Below are 19,103 nucleotides of genomic sequence, written 5' to 3'. Positions count from 1 at the left end.
GGGCTTGTACATAGAAGAGAGGATGACAGCGATGAAAAAAGGCACTTTTACCTTAGTCATATTTTTAATCATCGGATTGATAACCGGGATTATCGTCGGCCAGCTGCTGACTCCTGTGCCTGCTCTATCTTTTTTAACCAAATCGGCCTCGATTACTTGGGATCCAAAGGCAGATCTGCAAGTTGTGAAATATGAGCTGCATCTTCTGGTGAGACTAAATTTGTGCAGTATTCTTGGATTAGTGGGTGCTTTCCTCCTGTATCGCAAGCTATAATCGGCATTGAATCCTATTCGGACATTATTATAAGCTAGGAGTTGTTTCTGTTGAGTAAATCACCTAACCACGAGCAAAGATTAATTCTTGCTTCATCCTCGCCGCGGAGGCAGGAACTGATTCAAGGACTTGGACTACCCTATATCATTCGGGTGAGCGACGCGGATGAGACCGTAGAAGGAAAAATAACGCCTTCAGAGCTAGTAGAAGTTCTATCGGTACGCAAGGCGTCAACGGTTCGTGAGATGCTGGAGGCCAGTGAAAAGCATGGGATTATCGTGGGTTCTGATACGGTTGTTGTGCTTCACAATGAGGTTCTTGGCAAGCCCGTGGATGAAGAGGATTCTTTCCGGATGTTGAAAGGTCTGCAAGGCACAACGCACCATGTATATAGCGGAGTGGCTTGCATCGATGCAGCTACAGGCAAGCAGGTGGTCTCGCACAGCGTAACGAATGTGAAGATGAAAGCTATGTCAGACGAGCAGATTCGTCGATATATCGCGACAGGTGAGCCTAAGGACAAAGCCGGCTCCTATGCGATTCAAGGGATTGGCGCAACCATCGTCGAAGCCATTGAAGGGGACTATTTTACAGTTGTTGGCTTACCGCTTTCCTTGCTTAGTGATTTGCTGTTAACCTTCGATATTCAAGTCCTGTAATCTCTCCTTTCTAATCGTTCACACATTGACTGTGCAATCTGTAACGGTTACAATGACAGTAAGCGACATGACATCGCAACTTCAGGGAGGATTGGCCATGAACAGCGAATTTACAATAGCCGTCCACAGTCTCGTATTTCTTGCAAATTTGCCTGACCATATGGCAACCAGTGAAGAAATTGCTACAAATGTATCCACACATTCTGCTCGTATACGTAAAGTTATGGGCTTTCTGCGAAAAGCAGGTTACGTTTCAACCAAAGAAGGCATCGGGGGCGGATTCATTCTCTGCCGTAATCCGGATGATGTGACGCTCGGTGAAATATACCGATTAACTTGTCATGGTTCTTTGAAACCAAGCTGGTGTTCCGGTGATGAGAAGAATAACGATTGTATCATTTCATCCAAAATGGATAAGCTGATGGGCAACGTTTTCGCAGACGCCGAAAAACAGATGGAATTATACTTCGATGGATATACCATCGGCGGTATGCTGGAACGAATCAAAGCGTACGGATGCCCGGAATTGAATAATGAGCAGTTATCCTAGAAGCCCTCGGATCTTATAATCCGGGGGTTTTGTGTCGTTTTAAGACCCTTATCGCTATGAATGGGATACGGATAAGTAACACAACCTACAGATGGAAAGAGGGGAATTGATGGAAGTCACAAGTTTAATGCTTCGTGAAGTACCGACAGAAGAAAGACCAAGAGAGCGAATGCTTCAATATGGAGCTGAGGCGTTAAGCCACGCCGAGCTGTTGGCGATTATTCTTCGAACAGGAACGGTTTCGGAATCAGCGGTTCGTCTGGCAAGCCGCATCTTAAGCGAGTCCGGAGGATTGCGCAGCCTTGTGGACATGAGCAAGGATCAGCTTACGCAAATCAAAGGCATTGGTGATGCCAAAGCGCTGCAAATTCTAGCCGGTATCGAGCTCGGTCGACGAATTGCCAAAAGCACATTCGCTGAGCGAATTACGATTCGTTCACCGAAGGATATCGCGAATTTAATGAGCGAGGAGCTGCGATATTTACAGAAGGAACATTTCGTTTGTTTGTTTTTGAATACGAAAAATCATGTGCTTGCGCAAGAAACACTCTCCATGGGCAGCTTGAACGCGTCCATCGTCCACCCTCGCGAAGTTTTCCGTGCAGCCATAAAAAGAAGCAGTGCGTCTATTGTTTGTGTACATAATCATCCTAGTGGAGATCCCACCCCAAGCCCGGAAGATATACAGCTAACCCACCGTTTGGTGGAAGCAGGAACTATTATTGGTATTGAAGTGTTGGATCATGTTATCATAGGTGATCAGAGATTCATAAGTTTGAAGGAAGAAGGCTTTATGTAATATAATAGGTTGGCAATAGGAAAGGAGTAACTGCCATGTTTGGAGGCTTTACGAAAGATCTGGGAATTGATTTAGGTACAGCGAATACACTGGTTTATGTAAAAGGCAGAGGAATAATCGTTAGAGAACCATCGGTGGTTGCTCTACGTACGGATACGAAAACAATCGAGGCTGTTGGAGACGCAGCCAAAAAAATGATCGGCCGCACGCCAGGCAACATTCGTGCAATTCGCCCGATGAAAGATGGCGTTATTGCTGATTTTGAAACAACGTCAACGATGATTCGCTACTTTTTGAGACAGGCTCAAAAGCAGCGCTGGTTATTCCAACGTCACCCTAATGTGATGGTTTGTGTGCCTTCTGGCATCACGGCCGTAGAGAAACGTGCGGTGGAAGACGCAACGAAACAAGCCGGAGCGCGTGAAGCCTATACGATTGAAGAGCCGTTTGCGGCAGCGATCGGCGCAGATCTTCCTGTATGGGAACCAACGGGAAGCATGGTTGTCGATATCGGAGGGGGAACCACAGAAGTAGCGGTTATCTCGCTTGGGGGCATTGTAACGAGCCGTTCCATCCGCATTGCCGGGGATGAAATGGACGAGGCCATCATTCAATACATTAAACGTACATACAATCTCATGATTGGGGAACGCACATCGGAGACACTCAAGATGGAGATTGGTTCTGCGCTGCCAATGGAGCAGCCGGAAACACTGGAAATCCGTGGACGTGACCTTGTTTCCGGTTTGCCGAAGACAATGAGCGTAACCTCTGATGAGATCACAGAATCATTGACGGATACGGTGAATGCGATCGTTGAAGCTGTGAAAGTGACGTTGGAGAAGTGTCCGCCCGAACTGTCAGCGGATATTATGGACCGCGGGATTGTATTAACCGGCGGTGGCGGTTTGTTGCGCAATCTGGATCGCCTGCTTGCTAGAGAAACCGGCATGCCCGTTCTGGTTGCAGAGAATCCGCTTGATTGCGTAGCGATTGGGACAGGCCGCGCCTTGGAAAATATTCATTTATTTAAAAATAAATCAGGTTCAGGTTCACGCTATAAGCGTTAATATTCGTCAAGAATTCGTTAGAAGGTGCTCATTTTGTTCAAATTCATGGGAAACAAGAGGCTGATTTTCCTGATGTTCGGTTTAGTCTGCTTCTTTATATTGATGGGATTAACGCTGGGAAACCGGGGACCGATGACATGGCCGGAGAAATTTGTCAAAGACTCGGTATCGTGGACGCAAGGACTCTTATACAAGCCCGCTGCGCAGGTAGCGGGTTTCTTTGAAGACATACGGCAGCTAAGAGTCATCTATGAAGAAAATAAGACGCTGAAGCTGACCCTTACACAGTATGCGAGAGATACGCAGCGATTGAACGATCTGGAATCGCAAAATAAGCGACTGATGGAAGCCCTGGGCTTTACAGAACGTCAGCGTCAAGCCAACGCGTACACGTATCGGATTGCCGAGGTTGTTACGGTGGATAATGATCCGTACAACAGTACAGTGACGATTAATTTAGGCGACAAGGACGGCATCAAAGAGAATATGGCGGTTATGACAGTCGATGGATTAGTTGGCAGAGTGAGTAAAGTGTTCGGCTTTCATTCCAATGTGCAGCTGCTGAAAGAAATCACGGATTCCGACAACAACTCCAAGGCGATAGCGGTCACTGTGAAAGGCAATGCGAGCCAGCCATTCGGCATGATTGAGTCTTATGACAGCAATACAGGGGAACTCGTGATGAACAAGGTGGAACATGCGGACGACATGAAAGTTGGAGATACGATTATTACATCAGGCTTGGGTCAAGTATTTCCTAAGGGAATTGAAGTAGGGACAATCTCCTCCATCGGCCCAGGGGAATTCGGGATCACCTACAAAGTTATGGTGAAGCCCAAAGCTTCGTTTAACCGTATTCGCGAAGTGTTCGTCGTCGAAGTTCCGGAAGTGAAATGAGGTGAGCCGTTACGTGACTCGACATTTGCTGTGGCTCATTCTATTAGGCTTGTTTATCCTGCAAGGCTCCATTGTGGTTTGGCTCATCCCATCTGCATGGCAAAGCAGTGTTCATGTTACCCCCCATTTTACACTGGTCTTTATTTTGTTCATCGGACTTTTCCATCATCGACATTCGGCACTGATTTATGGACTGTTGTTCGGTCTCCTGCATGATTTTAACTATTATGGGGCCATGCTCGGCGTGTATTCCTTCGGGATGGGACTCACCGGGTACTTGGCGGGACTGGCGCAGCGCAGGCAGCCTAACCTCATCTTTTATAATCTGCTCATTATAGGCGTCGGTCTGCTGTTGTTTGAGTTCATCGATTATGGCATTAACCACTTGTTTAAGCTCATTGATATTGAGTTGAAATTTGCTCTCACCCACTACATGCTCCCAAGCGTGCTGTTTAATTTGCTTTTCGCCTTGATTTGCTACGTACCGATTCGCAAGCTGCTCGAAGGAAAGCGGATCGTACCTGCGAATACCGAAGATTAATTTTCCAGGCGGTTAGCAGGAGAATCCACGACAAGAGCCGAAATGTATAGGTTGGGAGGTCGTCATTCAATTATGTCTGTAGCTAAGCACCATGTGATGATAAAAGGGGTCAAAGATGGCCTTGTTTTTTTACTAAACGATGCATGCGATTGGCAAGATTTGCTGAAAGAGCTGCAGCATAAGCTGGAGAAAACCCATCAGCAAATACTGACCGGACCGATTATTCATGTGCACGTTAAATTAGGCAGCAGGGAAGCAACCGAGGAGCAGAAAGAAGAAATCAGATCTGTCATTAAGCAAAAGGGCAATCTGCTGATTCAATCGATTGAAAGTGAGCCTCGTAAGGAAGTAGTCGTAGAACCTGCTGCAAGAATGTCAACGCTAAGAGGTATGATTCGTTCGGGACAAACCCTCCATCATGAGGGGGATTTACTTTATTTAGGCGATGTTAATCCAGGCGGAACCATTACCTCTACCGGGAACATTTATATTATGGGCTCGCTTCGCGGAATGGCGCATGCCGGGATTGACGGCGATGATAAAGCGATTATTGCCGCTTCTCATATGCGCCCGACCCAATTGCGGATCGCTGGAATTATTAGTCGTTCTCCGGATGAATGGGGCATTGATGAGGCTTTTATGGAGTTTGCTTATGTGAAAGATGGTAAAATGGAAATCGATAAACTTCATCAGCTTCATCGGATTTCCCCTGATTCGAATTTGAAATTATAAACTTATATACGTTATAGAAAATAGCGCGTGGGGTGAGAACATATGGGAGAGGCAATCGTTGTTACTTCGGGAAAAGGCGGCGTTGGCAAAACAACGACTTCAGCAAATCTTGGAACAGCATTGGCGCTTTTAGGGAAAAAAGTATGCATGGTGGACACCGATATTGGCCTGCGCAATTTGGATGTCGTCATGGGACTCGAGAACCGAATCATTTATGACCTTGTGGATGTCGCGGAAGGACGCTGCCGTTTACCACAAGCCTTAATCAAAGATAAGCGCTTCGAAGAGTTGTATCTGCTGCCTGCTGCCCAGACGAAGGACAAGCATGCGGTATCGCCGGAGCAAGTGAAAGATATTATTCTTGAGCTTAAAAAAGACTTTGAATTCGTCATCATAGATTGCCCGGCAGGTATTGAACAAGGCTTCAAAAATGCGGTAGCGGGCGCTGACAAAGCGATCGTTGTAACGACCCCGGAGAACGCTGCGGTACGGGATGCTGACCGCATTATCGGACTGCTGGAGAATGAGAAAATTTCTTCGCCGAAGCTCATCATTAATCGAATTCGTCCGATGATGATGAAAAAAGGCGAGATGTTGGATATTGACGAAATTTGCTCGGTCCTTGCCATCGATCTGCTCGGCATCGTGCCGGATGACGAGCATGTCATTAAGGCGGCCAATGCGGGCGAGCCGACCGTGATGAACCCATCGTCCCGCGCTGCGATTGCTTATCGTAACGTAGCTCGCCGGATTTTGGGCGACACGGTGCCTCTCATGCAGCTCGAAGACAAGACTGGCTGGGTCAAACGTATGAAAAAGTTTATCGGAATAGGATGATCTTGCTGTGCTCGCAAAACTGAAAAACATCGACATTCCTATTGTTGTTATTTTGTTCGCCTTCATGGTTATCAGCACAATGACGGTCTACAGTGCGTCCGTGGATCATCCGTCCATTGTCATCTCGATATCCAAAATTCTTATTCTCTATGCCGTCGGATTACTTGCCTTTCTAGCCTGCAGCCTTTTTGATTATCGTGTACTCATACGGATTGCCCCAGTCTTGTACGGTATCGGTATCGTATCCTTGGTGGCAGTTTATTTTTTCGGTAAAAAAATTCACGGAGCGCGCGGCTGGTTTGAGCTTCCGGGAGGCTTGACCTTCCAGCCTGCGGAGCTGGTGAAGCTTATTCTGATTATTTGCGTGACTGCGCTCCTCGCCAAGCGTGGCGGTGAGCTGCTACAAATCAAGAACGATTTAATCCCTGTATGTGCGGCAGTGCTGCTTCCGTTCATCCTCGTTTTGATTCAGCCGGACTTAGGGAATGCGATCATTTTCGTCATTATCCTGCTCGGCATGCTTTGGATCGGCAATATCAAATACTCGCACGTCTTGTTGAGTGTCGTGATTCTAGCAGGGCTGGGTTTCCTGATGCTCACCCTTTATAAGACGTTTCATACAAGTTTGTTTGAAACGCTCAAAGGGTACGGCTTCAGCCACTGGATGGACCGTATCGACACCTACCTATATCCGCAAGATGTAACGGAAGATGACAGCTATCAAGTGAAAAATGCGATTCGAGCTATCGGTTCAGGGGGTCTTGAAGGCGAAGGCTTTCTTAAGGGAACTTCTGTCCACAGTAACTTCATTCCTTTTGCTTATTCGGATTCCATCTTTGTTGTGGTGGGGGAAGAATTCGGTTTTAGAGGTTCTGCAGTTCTGCTGCTCATCTATTTCTTGCTGATCTACCGCATGATTCTGATTTCCATTCAAAGCACTCAGCTTAGCGGAGCTTATATCGTGGTTGGCGTTGTCTCCATGTTCGTCTTTCAAATTTTTGAAAATGTAGGCATGATGATCGGCATAATGCCATTAACGGGAATTACCCTTCCATTCGTTAGTTATGGGGGAACCTCGCTTTTGATCAACATGCTTTCGCTTGGCCTGGTGATGAGCGTTAAGCTCCATCAGGATCGTGAACCGGAATTGTTTTAAAAAGATTAAGTCCCTGGCGACCAGTCAGGGGCTTTTTTTCTGTCCGTTCGGAGGCGTTTCCCTGCGGATTATCACATAATCTTGTCCTGCTTCTCATAGGCTGTACTATGCAAGATTTGCGAATACAGCGATATGAAGATTGTTTTCCGGAAGGAAAACGTTTGGGAGGGGCTTCCATGGAAGTCAAAGATAAAGTGAAACAAAGGCGATTGGAACGGCTTCGCCATTTGCGCGAATCATCTGAGCATGCGAACGTCAATGGGAGCCCGCCGAGAGCAACCAGAATGATGGAACATGTGCCTGTGCCGCCGCCACGGCAGCAGCAGGTGGAACTTCCGCTTTATGTGGATGCAGACTGGAAAAGGCGGATGGAAGATCCCGAATACGCTTGGCAGCAGAAAATATTGATGGACAAGACGCTAAGCGGCGGCGGACCACCGGATGATGGAGAGAGAGGGCTGTTCGCGCCTCCATCCCCACGCAAAATAGCGGTCAAGCTGTTGGTTAGCTGTGTGCTTTTTGCCTCTCTGTACGGCATGTTTCAGCTGAATCAGCCATGGGCGAACAAAGGCAAGCAGTTCGTTGCGGCTTCGTTAACGCAGTCTTATGATTTCAACGCCTTATCGACTTGGTATACGAATCAATTCGGTGGCTCGCCGTCCTTTATTCCGAGCTTTAATCGTGTAGGGGACGAAGCCGTAAAGGTAAGTACCACTAAGCGGACCCTGTATGCACCTGTAAAAGGGAGTATCATCAAGCCATTCGATGGGACCAATCAACTTGGGGTCACGCTAAATACGGCGGAATATGCGCCTGTCTATGCGCTGGACACGGGACAAGTCGTTTTCTCCGGGGTTTCGGCTGAAACGGGTACAACGGTTATCATCCGCCATCCAGGAGGGATGCAGTCCCTGTACGGGGGGTTAAGTGAGGTTAGCGTTGAAGCAGGAGATTGGATGAAGGTAGGAGAACTCGTCGGCAAAGCCTCTAAGAAAGACCCCGCCAAAGGCACACTTTATGTCGCGTTTACGAGAGATGGCCGCCCTGTCAACCCAACGGATGTGATCTCCTTTGATTAAATTGGCCGGAACAACCTATCGGTTTCACCCTTTATTTACACTTGTTTTAATTGGTTCCGCCTTTACGGGTTATTTTCTTGAGGCGATTACCTTATTCGGCATCGTCCTCGTTCATGAACTCGGTCATTTGGCAGCTGCAAACGGCTTTGGCTGGCGGGTGCGGGAGGTACAACTGCTCCCCTTCGGCGGTGTGCTTGTCGTGGATGAGCTAGGAAGTGTACCGACATGGGAGGAACTCGTGGTTGCTTTAGCGGGTCCGCTGCAGCATGTATGGCTAATTATTTTGGCGCTTCTTATGAAGTGGCTGGAGGTTGGGACCGCGAGTTGGTGGGATTATTTTATTGAAGCTAACATCATGATCTGTCTGTTCAACCTTCTCCCGGTCATGCCGCTGGATGGCGGTAAAGTGATGCAATCCTTACTGGGGTATTTATTGTCGTACCATAATACGATTTTATATTCGGTTTGGATATCCATGTTCTTAAGTCTTGGCATCATTGTCATGGCAATTTTACAGCTGATTAACGGGCAGCTGCCGCTGAATATATTAGTGATCGGCATTTTTCTGCTAGTGTCAAATTGGTACGCGTACCGGCAGCTGCCGTATCACTTTTTTCGCTTTTTGATAGGCCGCGGGAGCCGGGTAAGCCTGCTGCTGAGCCGCGGCACTTTGGCGCAGCCGATCGTCATAACGAAACATCGGACAATGGCCGATACGTTGAAGCTTTTTATGCGGGAAAAATACCATTTAATTTACATTGTCAACGAGGCGGGACGCATTCAAGCTATATTGCCTGAACAGCAGTTGGTGAGCGGTTATTTGGATGGAAAAAAACCGGGGAGTGCAGTTTCCGATCTTTTCATGTAAAATAACTGGTGAGGTGAACGTGTATGAAGCAACTTATAATTCACTGCGCACCGGAGCTTACACAAGCGGCATTGCTGGAAGAAGGTCGCCTTGTTGAGTATGATTCGCAGTATCCGCTTGATTCCCAAAGAGCAGGCAGCATCTACATGGGTCGCATCGTCAATGTACTTCCCGGCATGCAGGCGGCATTTGTCGATATTGGACTTGCGAAAAATGCCTTTCTTTATATAGACGATCTCCTCCCTGTCCATTTGGACAAGCAACCTAAGATTAAACCCTCAATAACGGAGCTTGCTGAAGTTGGGCAACTGCTTATGGTACAAGTGTCCAAAGATCCGCAAGGGACCAAAGGTGCAAGAGTAACGACACATGTTTCTATTCCTGGCCGCTGGATTGTGTACATGCCAGGTGCCGACTACATCGCAATTTCCCGTAAAATTGACTTAGAAGCCGAAAGGCAGCGCCTCAAGCAGCTGGCAGAAGGCAATTTGCTCCCTGGCGAAGGGGTTATCCTTCGGACAGGTTCTCTTGGCCAAAGCGAAGAAGCGATCCGCGACGATTTGCAAAATTTGCGAGAATTGTGGCAGATGATTCAATCCAAAGCATTAGGAGCGGAAGCTCCGGCGCAGCTTTATCAAGATCTGGATCTCTTGCCGCGCTTAGCCCGTGACGTTATTACTTCGGAAGTGAATGAAGTTTGGCTGAATGACTCCAAAGTGTTCGAAGAGATGAGACAGCTGCTTCGCAAGCAGCACCCGAGTTGGCGGGGGAGAATCGCTTTCTACGACCGGAAGACTCCGCTGTTCGATCATTTTGGCGTAACGGAAGAGTTGAATGTAAGTTTTAGAAGGAAGATTTGGCTGCCGAGCGGCGGCTACTTGATCATCGATCAGACCGAAGCGCTGACGGTTATTGATGTGAACACAGGCAGATATACCGGATCGATTAACTTGGAACAGACAGTCACCGATATTAATCGTGAAGCGGCAAGTGAGATTCCAAGGCTTCTGCGCCTGCGGAATATTAGAGGCATTATTATCGTTGATTTTATTGATATGATTTCGGAAGTCAACCGCGCGGCGGTTATGGAGAACATTACGCAGGCTGTGCGCAAGGATCGTTCCAAAACGATAATCGTTGGCTGGACGAAGCTAGGCTTGCTGGAAATGACGCGAAAACGCAAATAAAACATTGCATATGAAAATGTTTCTGTGATATAATACTCGGAGTGTGTTGTTTAGGCATGCTGTAACCGCACGAAACGGGTTGAAGTACGGTTGGATATTCATCCGGACCGTCACCTGGACAAGGCGAGTCTGAGACATGAGGAGGTCATGAAAATGTACGCAATTATTGAAACAGGTGGTAAACAGTACAAAGTTCAAGAGGGCGATGTTCTTTACATCGAGAAATTGAACGCAGCTGAAGGTGAAGTTGTTTCTTTTGATCGTGTGCTTATGGTATCCAAAGAGAGCGGCGTAGTTGTAGGTGCTCCATTGGTATCCGGTGCTGCAGTTTCCGCGAAAGTGGAGAAACACGGCAAAGGCGCGAAAGTTATCGTGTATAAGTACAAACCGAAAAAGAACTACCACAAAAAGCAAGGTCATCGTCAACCATACACAAGAGTTGTAGTTGAGAAAATCCAAGCGTAAGAGGCGAGCTTATGATCTACGTGACCATAAAGCGTCTAGTACCGGATTCACCTCAAATTGTATCTTTTGTAGTGGAAGGCCATGCTGAATTTGACGTACCAGGCAAAGACTTAGTCTGTGCTGCAGTATCGGCGGTAACGTTCGGTACATATAATTCGATTGAATCCTTAACGGGAGTTATTCCTATTCACGAGATGGAACGGGGCTTTATGGATATTACGATACCAGACAGCGCTCGGACAGTACCGGAGAAATGGAACCAGATCCAAGTGATTCTGGAATCGATGGTCGTCATGCTAGAAACCATTGCAGACAATTACGGTGACTATATAACGATTGAAACAATCTATAACGAAGGAGGATAACATCATGTTGAAATTGGATCTCCAGTTTTTCGCTTCCAAGAAGGGTGTAGGTTCCACAAAGAACGGACGTGACTCCCACTCTAAGCGCCTTGGCGCTAAACGTGCAGACGGTCAAACGGTAACTGCAGGAAGCATTCTCTATCGCCAACGCGGTACGAAAATTCACCCAGGAACGAACGTGGGCATTGGTTCGGATGATACACTTTTCGCTCTAGTACAAGGCGTAGTGAAATTCGAGCGTTTTGGACGCGATCGCAAAAAAGTGAGTGTATACCCAGTTGATGTAGCTCCTGTGGCTGCAGCTCTAGAAGCGTAATGAGAATCCCTGGCGAGCGATAAGCCCGTCAGGGATTTTTTCCTAATATGAAGATAACCTCTAAACGCGGTCAGTCATTATGGATGGCCAAGGGCAGAGGTTTTCTCATTTGTTTGGTGACGTTTGCAAGATGGCCATGCTATACTGGATAAACGGTTACAAAGCAGGGAGAACGGAGCGGACGAGGAATGAAACGAGTGAGCAGCGCACAGGTTTATTTATTGGCACTTGTGCTCATTGGGTTAACGGGAATGTTATTTCTAGAACCCTGGATTGTCAGGGTGGCATTACTCCTAATCATCGTCATTTGCGGTTACACGGCTTTTAAATTGCAGGAAAGCAGCGTTCAAGAGAAACGGCACCAAGAACTTCGGGAGCAGGAAGAGCTTGCTCAGAGGAATTTGATACAGGTCATCAACCGATTGCGTCATGATTGGATGAACGATACCCAGATTTTATTTGGTTATATTCAGTTGAAGAAGTTTGATAATTTACAGCCTTATATGGAAAAAATAAAAATGAATATGCAGCAGGAAAGCAATCTATCCAAGCTGGGTATCCCCTCTTTAATTGCTTACTTGCTGTTGTTCCGAGTGCAGTCAAAGTCCTTAGAGCTCGAAGTTGCCTTAGACGAAGAGATAAATTTGGGACAGCTTCCTTTGCGAAGCGGACTGATTGAAAGATTAGTCAGGCAAACGGCTGAATGCGTGCAGGCGCATGCGGCAACAAGTGACGATGAGAGCGGCAAACTAAGCTTGGAATTCGAGCTTCAAGAAGATGGCTTACTGCTTGATTTCGTATATCAAGGTCCCTATCGCAGGGACCAGTTGGAAATCGCAGTGAAGGAAATGTTGCGCTCCCATGCCCATTCATCTTCACTTGAGAATAGCGATTGGCAAGAGGAAGAAGCGGTTATCACGGTACGACTGCCGTTTCTTACATAATAGAGGGACCTTGGACTTCATTGACCAAAGTCTCATCTTAGTTGAGGTGTAGAAATGTTTGTAGATAAAGCGAAGGTTTTTGTAAAAGGCGGCGACGGCGGCGATGGTTTAGTTGCGTTCCGACGTGAGAAATATGTGCCGGAAGGCGGTCCAGCCGGTGGTGACGGAGGCAATGGCGGCGATGTGATTTTTCGCGTCGACGAAGGGTTGCGTACGCTAATGGATTTCCGCTATCAGAAGCATTTTAAGGCGGATCGCGGCGAGAAGGGCCGCAATAAATCGATGCACGGCGCTAACGCGGAGGACATGATCGTTCGCATCCCGCCGGGCACAACCGTGATTGACGATGATACGCAAGAAATCATCGCAGACTTGACGCGCCATGGCCAGGAAGTCGTTGTGGCCAAAGGCGGCCGCGGCGGTCGAGGCAACACGCGTTTCGTCACGCAGCGCATCACGGCGCCGGAGATTGCCGAGAACGGCGAGGAAGGTGTAGAGCGCTGGGTTGTGCTGGAGATGAAAGTGATGGCGGACGTCGGCCTAGTCGGTTTCCCTAGCGTAGGGAAATCTACGCTGCTGTCGGTCGTTTCTGCGGCGAAGCCCAAAATCGCAGCGTACCACTTTACAACCCTTACCCCGAATCTTGGGGTTGTCGATGTCGGTGACGGACGCAGCTTCGTCATGGCGGACCTTCCCGGTTTGATCGAAGGCGCGCACGAAGGTGTGGGCCTTGGGCATGAGTTCCTGCGTCACGTAGAACGGACGCGAGTTATCGTGCATGTTGTGGACATGTCCGCAGCGGATGGACGCGATCCTTATCAAGATTTCCTGATGATCAATGAGGAAATAAAGCTGTATAACGCTAAATTGGAGCAGCGCCCGCAAATCGTTGTTGCTAATAAAATGGACATGCCGGAGTCCGAGGACAATCTTACCTTGTTCAAGGAACAGCTTGCTGCCGATGGCAAAGAGTTCGAGGTGTATCCAATCTCCGCTTTAACACGAGGTGGCGTGCAGGAGCTTCTGTATAAGATTTCTGACATCGTAGAGAGCATTCCGCAAGCTCCTGAAGTGGAGGGCGTAGCAGAGAAAGAAGAGCGTAAGGTGTATCGCTTCGAGAAACAAGAAGAGAATGATTACACGATTCGTCGCGTAAACGATGTCTTCGTGATCGAAAGCCCTTCGATTGAGAAGTTGATCAAACGTACGAACTTCAGCACGCAGGATGGCGTCGCTCGATTCGCCCGCATTTTGCGGAACATGGGGATCGATCAAGATTTGCGCAGCCGGGGCGCTGTGCATGGGCAGACGATTCAGATCGGTGATTTTGATTTTGAATTTGATGAAAAGAGTTAATGGGAACACTCATCCTTTGGGATGGGTGTTTTTTTGTTATAGAAGCCCCAATTAATGTCATAATACTTGACATATAAATTGGAAAGTATTACGATTTCCTTGTATTAATAATGTTTATGTTATTAAACATGACATTAATGAAGGGCCGGAGGCTTTAATAGGAAGGAGGATGAACGATGAAAAGATGGATTCAAGCGATCGGCTCGGGCCAGCAGGGAAGCACGCGCGATCTCACGTACGAAGAAGCTTTGGAAGCAGCGCATGAAATGGCCAGAGGAGATTCTACAGACGCGCAATGTGCAGCTTTCTTGATGGCGCTTTGCATGAAAGGTGAAGCTGATGAAGAAATGAGGGCATTTATTGACGTTTTCCGCAGCTATGCCCAACCTTATCATCCATTTGCGGATTCGCTTAATTGTGCAGGCCCTACGGAAGGCCGCCAATTTTTTCCCGTTACACTACCTGTTAGTCTCTTGCTTGCCTCAGTAGGTTTCTCCCAAGTGCTGCATGGAGGCGATTCTCTCCCGTCAAGACAGGGAACAGCCATGCAAGAAATTTTGGAAAGCTTCGGCGTTGCTATGGATTTATCGGCCAAGGCTTGGGAAACCATGTTGTTTCACTTGCACATTGGATTCCTGCATACCGATCAACTCTGTCCACCGCTTGGAAAGTTGAAACAGGTTCGTGAGCAGATCGGGCTGCGTACAGTAATCGATATGATTGAGAAAGTAATGAATCCTGTACAGTCCATGAATATGATTATTGGCGTCAATCAGCGGAAAACGATGGAGTCGCTCATTCCTATTTCTATGAGATCGGGCGTACAAAGTATTTATCTGGTGAACGGTATAGAGGGCTCTGAAGATTTGCCGATTTACCAAAACAGCACGATCCGCATCGTTACCCCTTGGGGAGACGAGTCGCGCGTGGTGGAACCGCAGAAATTCGGCTTTCTGAGCGGACCCCTGCAGCCCATGGACAAGGCTGAACAGCTCTCGTCGCTGCGCCGTATTATTGGCGGTGAGAATTCCGAAGAGCTGAAGCGGGAGCGTGATCACGTTATTTTTAATGCAGGATTGAGGTTGACATGGTTCGATAAGGTGGGAAGTTATGAGGAAGGTTTTCAATTAGCGGAATCTTTGCTGCAAAGGAGAGAAGCTCAGAAGGTGATGCAGAAATGGGTGGATCAGAGTCATCGTTTCACACTGCAAGATTTTCCTCACAATGAGTCCTCTTCAAAAATTGGATAAAAAGACCATTATGCGGTTAATTCGGCAAAAATGGTCTTTTTTTTATTTCTACCCTCTGAAACAAGCTTCCCCCTGCGAAATGATATAAGAGGCAACGCTTTCGGTGCCGGACAACCTGGCACAAGCAAGATCACGAAAGCCGGTGCACAACGTGAAAAGCAGAACGCTAAGGAGGCATACATCATGAAAAAACAAATACTCACCCTAGCGCTGGTTCCAGCACTTATTTTCGGCGCAGTTACCGTTCCTATGGTCAAAGAAGCTTCGGCTGCTACGACAACCACAACCGGACAAATCGTAAGCTCCGTCAGTTTCCGCCAAGGTGCAAGTACGGATGCTGCACGTATTCGCTACTTGAAGGCAGGCGAGAAAGTGGCCATCTTGTCCAAAGTGAATAGTTATTGGTACAAAGTAAGAGCGTCCGACGGCAAGGAAGGTTATGTAAGCACCGATTCCAAATACATAAAAACGTCTAGCGTGACAACGCCGGATGATTCCGACAATAACAGCGGGTCAGCGACAACCGGACAAATCGTAAGCTCCGTCAGTTTCCGCCAAGGTGCAAGTACGGATGCAGCACGTATTCGTTACTTGAAGGCAGGCGAGAAAGTGACCATCTTGTCCAAAGTGAACAGTTATTGGTACAAAGTACGAGCATCCGATGGTCAGGAAGGTTATGTAAGCACTGATTCCAAATACATTAAAACTTCAGGCGTAACACCGCCGGGCGATTCAAACAATAACGGTGGTACAAGCGGCGGCTCCGTCAGTGAAAAAGCGCAAAAAGTGATTGCTGCCGGTAAAAAATACTTAGGAACACCTTATGAATATGGTTCTAGCCGTGATAATACCAATACGTTTGACTGCTCTGACTTCGTTCGTCAAGCTTTCTTGGACGGCATTGGCTTAAAACTGCCAGGCGATTCCAGAGGGCAAGGGAGTTATGTGAAATCGCTTGGTAACGCCAAAACCGATTGGCATGATTTGAAACCCGGCGATCTGATGTTCTTCATGGATTACAAAGGGACAAGCAAGTCGAATTACAGTGGTATTGATAAATCGAAACAAACAATCTCACACGTGGCCATATACTTAGGTAATGGGCAGATTTTATCGACATATTCGAAAGAAAGCGGCGGCGTTCGCATTGATTCCTTTGAAAATCGTCACTGGGAGTACCGCTTCTTATATGGCGGCAGTGCCCTTTAAATGTCAAAAAGCAGACTTCGATTCTACTCGAAGTCTGCTTTTTTTATACTTCCATAGGATCAACGAATGGATGCCAATGAATGGTTGGTAAATGACTTTGTTCGTTTACGCCAGCAGAGCCGATCCAGGGAGTTGTTGTAGGTCCAACATCTAAATAATGCTCCAGCAAATTGCGGAAAATAAATGGAAGAGGACGTTCAAGAACAAGATCTTTCGGAACCCAGTGCAGCTCACCTTCAGGGGTCGTGATACGGGGATTTACATCGGTGGAGCCGACGTAGAAAAACTGCTGCCGAACTTCTTGTCCATTCAAACGCAGTAAAATATACTGCAAGCGAAGTCCTTGAATTTCATCGTGTTCTATGCCAGTTTCCTCCCATATTTCACGTAAGCACGCGGCACGCGGGTTGTTCAGTTCATCTGGCTCTAAATGGCCCCCGATAGCGGCCCACAGTCCAGGGGACAGTGTACGCGTTAAAGAGCGTTTCATCATTAGCAATTCATTCCGGCTGTTCCATAGGAGAGCGGTAGACATCATACGCAATGTAATCATGGTGGCGATCCCTTTCTTTTTCTAGTACACTCAGCTTAGCACAAGTAAACTAGCTCCTGCAAAGAAGCTAGTTTCAGAGTAATTTGCCTATTGCTTCAGACCTCGTGATTCGATATAATGTCCTCTATAGGTAAACAATAGTCTTTCTAGAGAGGACGGTAAGGTCGTGCCGGAAAGCAAAGAGTTTTTACAAACGATCAAGCACACCGGTCCTGAGAGGTACTACTTAGTCCGGGAAGATATTTTGCCAGAAGGTGTACTGAAGACGGTACAGGCCAAAGAGCTGCTCGCTCGGGGTGAAGTGAAGACGATTCATGATGCCGTTGAACAGGTTGGGCTCAGCCGAAGCGCTTTTTATAAGTACAAGGATGGCATTCATTCGCTAAATAAGCTGGAAAGAGAGCGTATCGTAACGATATCGATGGATTTGGAGCATCGGTCAGGGATTTTGTCCCGCGTTCTTGCGCTTATCGCTAATTTGGAAGGGAATGTGCTTACGATTCATCAGACGATTCCACTGCAAGGGATGGCCAATGTAGTCATTTCGGTTGAAACCTCAACGATGGGGGAAGAGATTCGTCAAATTTTGGATCGGCTGCAATCGCAAGAAGGAGTCAAGCGTGCCATGATTATCGGTCAGGGCAGTTAAGATAAAACATATTACTATTCGGGAGGACAAACGAAATGAAACCGATCAAGGTTGGATTACTGGGACTAGGCACAGTTGGAACAGGTGTCGTACGTATTATTGAAGGTCATCAAGAGGATTTACACCGTCAGACAGGCTCTGCGATCGAAATTGCCAAAATTTTGGTGCAAGATAAATCAAAGCTTCGCAACATTACCGTAGACGCGGACAAGCTGACGGAGAATGTTTGGGACGTCATCAGCGATAGCGAAATTGATGTTGTTGTTGAAGTGATGGGCGGCGTTTCCGCTACGAAAGATCATATTCTAACGGCTCTTGGCAATGGAAAGCACATTGTGACGGCGAATAAGGATCTCATGGCGATGCATGGCGCTGAAATTTTGGCAAAAGCAGCTGAGCACGGATGCGACGTTTTCTATGAAGCAAGTGTTGCCGGCGGTATTCCGATTATTCGTGCACTTGTAGAGGGCTTCTCCTCTGACCGTATTACGAAGATCATGGGGATTGTTAACGGAACAACGAACTATATTTTAACTAAAATGAGCCAAGAAGGCGCTGCTTACGCTGATGTGCTGAAAGAAGCCCAAGCGCTTGGTTATGCAGAGGCTGATCCGACTTCCGACGTTGAAGGTCTTGATGCTGCCCGCAAGATGACGATTCTATCCACACTTGGCTTCCATGCCAATGTTAGCCTTAGCGATGTTGAAGCAAAAGGAATTTCTAAAGTAACAAAAGAAGACATCCAATACGGCAAGAAATTAGGGTACGAAGTGAAGCTGCTTGGTATTGCTGAAAATCATGACGGGCATATCTCCGTGAGCGTTCAGCCTACGATGGTGAAGAGCTCCCACCCGCTTGCTTCCGTAAACGGCGTGTTCAATGCCGTGTACGTGACGGGCGAAGCGGTTGGCGAGACAATGTTTTACGGAGCCGGCGCAGGCGAGCTGCCTACAGCAACATCTGTTGTAGCGGATTTGGTTGCCGTTGTCCAGAACTTGAAGCTTGGAGTGAGTGGACGCAGGGTGCTTGCCCCTTACAAGGAGAAGAAGCTGAAAACAGATGAGCAAATTGCATGCAAAAACTTCATTCTTTTGCACGTTGAGGATAAAGCGGGTGTTCTTGCACAAATTACACAAATTTTTGCTGAGCATGAAGTCAGCTTGGAATCCGTCTTCCAGCATCCGAATAAGCACAACCCGAAAGCTGAAATTATCATCATTACCCATGACGCCAACCAAGCCAGCATGAAAAATGTACTGAAACAGTTTGAATCCATGGACGTTATTCACGCCATCAAAAGCGTCTACCGCGTTGAAGGCTAATCTATTGAAAAGAGGCGCAATTTCG

23 protein-coding genes and 1 other annotated feature are annotated in these 19,103 nt (G+C 47.4%); of the genes, 22 read left to right on the top strand and 1 reads right to left on the bottom strand.

Annotated elements, in window-relative coordinates; all coding sequences use genetic code 11:
- Window positions 1-31 precede the first annotated feature (31 nt).
- The 20 genes from RQP52_RS20695 to RQP52_RS20600 all read left to right on the top strand — a co-directional run bounded on the left by RQP52_RS20695 (window position 32) and on the right by RQP52_RS20600 (window position 16,554).
- The gene (locus RQP52_RS20695) at window positions 32-274 is read left to right on the top strand and encodes a DUF4321 domain-containing protein (protein WP_127455301.1); all 243 of its coding nucleotides are present in this window, start codon (window positions 32-34) and stop codon (window positions 272-274) included.
- A gap of 50 nt (window positions 275-324) precedes the next feature.
- The gene (locus tag RQP52_RS20690; protein WP_315953617.1) at window positions 325-933 is read left to right on the top strand and encodes a Maf family protein; all 609 of its coding nucleotides are present in this window, start codon (window positions 325-327) and stop codon (window positions 931-933) included.
- A gap of 97 nt (window positions 934-1,030) precedes the next feature.
- Window positions 1,031-1,483 carry an RrF2 family transcriptional regulator gene (locus RQP52_RS20685; protein ID WP_127455302.1) on the top strand — a complete coding sequence of 151 codons (453 nt, stop codon included), beginning with the start codon at window positions 1,031-1,033 and terminating at the stop codon, window positions 1,481-1,483.
- Between the two features lie 109 nt (window positions 1,484-1,592).
- Window positions 1,593-2,282, top strand: coding sequence for a RadC family protein (gene radC, locus RQP52_RS20680; protein ID WP_157319215.1), 690 nt, complete (start codon window positions 1,593-1,595; stop codon window positions 2,280-2,282).
- A 35-nt stretch (window positions 2,283-2,317) separates the two neighbouring features.
- A complete protein-coding gene (locus tag RQP52_RS20675) occupies window positions 2,318-3,352 on the top strand; it encodes a rod shape-determining protein (RefSeq protein ID WP_127455304.1) in 1,035 nt (344 codons plus the stop codon).
- Between the two features lie 45 nt (window positions 3,353-3,397).
- Window positions 3,398-4,249: a rod shape-determining protein MreC gene (mreC, locus tag RQP52_RS20670; protein ID WP_315953616.1), complete on the top strand. Its 852-nt coding sequence runs from the start codon at window positions 3,398-3,400 to the stop codon at window positions 4,247-4,249.
- A 13-nt stretch (window positions 4,250-4,262) separates the two neighbouring features.
- On the top strand, window positions 4,263-4,790 hold the full coding sequence (gene mreD / locus RQP52_RS20665) for a rod shape-determining protein MreD (RefSeq protein ID WP_315953615.1): 528 nt from the start codon (window positions 4,263-4,265) through the stop codon (window positions 4,788-4,790).
- 72 nt (window positions 4,791-4,862) lie between these two features.
- A complete protein-coding gene (minC, locus tag RQP52_RS20660) occupies window positions 4,863-5,522 on the top strand; it encodes a septum site-determining protein MinC (RefSeq protein WP_315953614.1) in 660 nt (219 codons plus the stop codon).
- A gap of 42 nt (window positions 5,523-5,564) precedes the next feature.
- Entirely contained in the window at window positions 5,565-6,359 is a 795-nt protein-coding gene (gene minD, locus RQP52_RS20655; RefSeq protein ID WP_315953613.1) for a septum site-determining protein MinD, read from the top strand.
- Window positions 6,360-6,366: 7 nt separating this feature from the next.
- Complete coding sequence (locus RQP52_RS20650; RefSeq protein ID WP_315953612.1) at window positions 6,367-7,515, top strand: FtsW/RodA/SpoVE family cell cycle protein; 1,149 nt, start codon at window positions 6,367-6,369, stop codon at window positions 7,513-7,515.
- A 176-nt stretch (window positions 7,516-7,691) separates the two neighbouring features.
- Window positions 7,692-8,594, top strand: a complete 903-nt coding sequence (locus tag RQP52_RS20645; protein WP_315953611.1) for a M23 family metallopeptidase — start codon at window positions 7,692-7,694, stop codon at window positions 8,592-8,594.
- Window positions 8,587-9,462 carry a M50 family metallopeptidase gene (locus tag RQP52_RS20640; protein ID WP_315953610.1) on the top strand — a complete coding sequence of 292 codons (876 nt, stop codon included), beginning with the start codon at window positions 8,587-8,589 and terminating at the stop codon, window positions 9,460-9,462. Before RQP52_RS20645 ends, RQP52_RS20640 begins: the two co-directional genes overlap by 8 nt.
- A gap of 23 nt (window positions 9,463-9,485) precedes the next feature.
- The gene (locus RQP52_RS20635; RefSeq protein ID WP_315953609.1) at window positions 9,486-10,649 is read left to right on the top strand and encodes an Rne/Rng family ribonuclease; all 1,164 of its coding nucleotides are present in this window, start codon (window positions 9,486-9,488) and stop codon (window positions 10,647-10,649) included.
- A gap of 53 nt (window positions 10,650-10,702) precedes the next feature.
- Window positions 10,703-10,790 (top strand) — a sequence feature (ribosomal protein L21 leader region).
- A gap of 12 nt (window positions 10,791-10,802) precedes the next feature.
- Window positions 10,803-11,114: a 50S ribosomal protein L21 gene (gene rplU / locus RQP52_RS20630; RefSeq protein ID WP_127455312.1), complete on the top strand. Its 312-nt coding sequence runs from the start codon at window positions 10,803-10,805 to the stop codon at window positions 11,112-11,114.
- 11 nt (window positions 11,115-11,125) lie between these two features.
- The gene (locus RQP52_RS20625; RefSeq protein WP_315953608.1) at window positions 11,126-11,479 is read left to right on the top strand and encodes a ribosomal-processing cysteine protease Prp; all 354 of its coding nucleotides are present in this window, start codon (window positions 11,126-11,128) and stop codon (window positions 11,477-11,479) included.
- A gap of 4 nt (window positions 11,480-11,483) precedes the next feature.
- On the top strand, window positions 11,484-11,795 hold the full coding sequence (rpmA, locus tag RQP52_RS20620) for a 50S ribosomal protein L27 (protein WP_145661470.1): 312 nt from the start codon (window positions 11,484-11,486) through the stop codon (window positions 11,793-11,795).
- A gap of 188 nt (window positions 11,796-11,983) precedes the next feature.
- Window positions 11,984-12,739, top strand: a complete 756-nt coding sequence (locus RQP52_RS20615; RefSeq protein WP_315953607.1) for a Spo0B domain-containing protein — start codon at window positions 11,984-11,986, stop codon at window positions 12,737-12,739.
- Between the two features lie 54 nt (window positions 12,740-12,793).
- Complete coding sequence (gene obgE, locus RQP52_RS20610; protein WP_315953606.1) at window positions 12,794-14,095, top strand: GTPase ObgE; 1,302 nt, start codon at window positions 12,794-12,796, stop codon at window positions 14,093-14,095.
- 176 nt (window positions 14,096-14,271) lie between these two features.
- Complete coding sequence (locus tag RQP52_RS20605; RefSeq protein WP_315953605.1) at window positions 14,272-15,345, top strand: anthranilate phosphoribosyltransferase; 1,074 nt, start codon at window positions 14,272-14,274, stop codon at window positions 15,343-15,345.
- A gap of 183 nt (window positions 15,346-15,528) precedes the next feature.
- Window positions 15,529-16,554, top strand: coding sequence for a C40 family peptidase (locus RQP52_RS20600; protein WP_315953604.1), 1,026 nt, complete (start codon window positions 15,529-15,531; stop codon window positions 16,552-16,554).
- 43 nt (window positions 16,555-16,597) lie between these two features.
- Here RQP52_RS20600 and RQP52_RS20595 read toward each other — a convergent pair whose 3' ends face one another.
- On the bottom strand, window positions 16,598-17,107 hold the full coding sequence (locus RQP52_RS20595; protein WP_315953603.1) for an NUDIX hydrolase: 510 nt from the start codon (window positions 17,105-17,107) through the stop codon (window positions 16,598-16,600).
- A gap of 166 nt (window positions 17,108-17,273) precedes the next feature.
- On the opposite strand from RQP52_RS20595, the gene RQP52_RS20590 reads away from it, so the two are divergent.
- Window positions 17,274-17,756, top strand: coding sequence for an ACT domain-containing protein (locus RQP52_RS20590; RefSeq protein WP_246069137.1), 483 nt, complete (start codon window positions 17,274-17,276; stop codon window positions 17,754-17,756).
- Window positions 17,757-17,791: 35 nt separating this feature from the next.
- The gene (locus RQP52_RS20585; protein WP_315953602.1) at window positions 17,792-19,078 is read left to right on the top strand and encodes a homoserine dehydrogenase; all 1,287 of its coding nucleotides are present in this window, start codon (window positions 17,792-17,794) and stop codon (window positions 19,076-19,078) included.
- The last annotated feature ends 25 nt before the right edge of the window (window positions 19,079-19,103 follow it).

The organism is Paenibacillus violae (assembly GCF_032461945.1).
Taxonomy (GTDB): domain Bacteria; phylum Bacillota; class Bacilli; order Paenibacillales; family NBRC-103111; genus Paenibacillus_E; species Paenibacillus_E violae.
Note: the sequence above shows the minus strand (reverse complement) of the source record. Positions and strands in the feature narration are given on the sequence as shown.

Bases quoted from the DNA above. Each gene is read 5' to 3' on its own strand.
- RQP52_RS20695 (WP_127455301.1), top strand. From the start codon at position 32: ATGAAAAAAGGCACTTTTACCTTAGTCATATTTTTAATCATCGGATTG.
- RQP52_RS20685 (WP_127455302.1), top strand. From the start codon at position 1,031: ATGAACAGCGAATTTACAATAGCCGTCCACAGTCTCGTATTTCTTGCA.
- radC (WP_157319215.1), top strand. From the start codon at position 1,593: ATGGAAGTCACAAGTTTAATGCTTCGTGAAGTACCGACAGAAGAAAGA.
- RQP52_RS20675 (WP_127455304.1), top strand. From the start codon at position 2,318: ATGTTTGGAGGCTTTACGAAAGATCTGGGAATTGATTTAGGTACAGCG.
- mreC (WP_315953616.1), top strand. From the start codon at position 3,398: ATGGGAAACAAGAGGCTGATTTTCCTGATGTTCGGTTTAGTCTGCTTC.
- minC (WP_315953614.1), top strand. From the start codon at position 4,863: ATGTCTGTAGCTAAGCACCATGTGATGATAAAAGGGGTCAAAGATGGC.
- minD (WP_315953613.1), top strand. From the start codon at position 5,565: ATGGGAGAGGCAATCGTTGTTACTTCGGGAAAAGGCGGCGTTGGCAAA.
- RQP52_RS20645 (WP_315953611.1), top strand. From the start codon at position 7,692: ATGGAAGTCAAAGATAAAGTGAAACAAAGGCGATTGGAACGGCTTCGC.
- RQP52_RS20635 (WP_315953609.1), top strand. From the start codon at position 9,486: ATGAAGCAACTTATAATTCACTGCGCACCGGAGCTTACACAAGCGGCA.
- rplU (WP_127455312.1), top strand. From the start codon at position 10,803: ATGTACGCAATTATTGAAACAGGTGGTAAACAGTACAAAGTTCAAGAG.
- RQP52_RS20625 (WP_315953608.1), top strand. From the start codon at position 11,126: ATGATCTACGTGACCATAAAGCGTCTAGTACCGGATTCACCTCAAATT.
- rpmA (WP_145661470.1), top strand. From the start codon at position 11,484: ATGTTGAAATTGGATCTCCAGTTTTTCGCTTCCAAGAAGGGTGTAGGT.
- RQP52_RS20615 (WP_315953607.1), top strand. From the start codon at position 11,984: ATGAAACGAGTGAGCAGCGCACAGGTTTATTTATTGGCACTTGTGCTC.
- obgE (WP_315953606.1), top strand. From the start codon at position 12,794: ATGTTTGTAGATAAAGCGAAGGTTTTTGTAAAAGGCGGCGACGGCGGC.
- RQP52_RS20605 (WP_315953605.1), top strand. From the start codon at position 14,272: ATGAAAAGATGGATTCAAGCGATCGGCTCGGGCCAGCAGGGAAGCACG.
- RQP52_RS20600 (WP_315953604.1), top strand. From the start codon at position 15,529: ATGAAAAAACAAATACTCACCCTAGCGCTGGTTCCAGCACTTATTTTC.
- RQP52_RS20595 (WP_315953603.1), bottom strand. From the start codon at position 17,107: ATGATTACATTGCGTATGATGTCTACCGCTCTCCTATGGAACAGCCGG.
- RQP52_RS20585 (WP_315953602.1), top strand. From the start codon at position 17,792: ATGAAACCGATCAAGGTTGGATTACTGGGACTAGGCACAGTTGGAACA.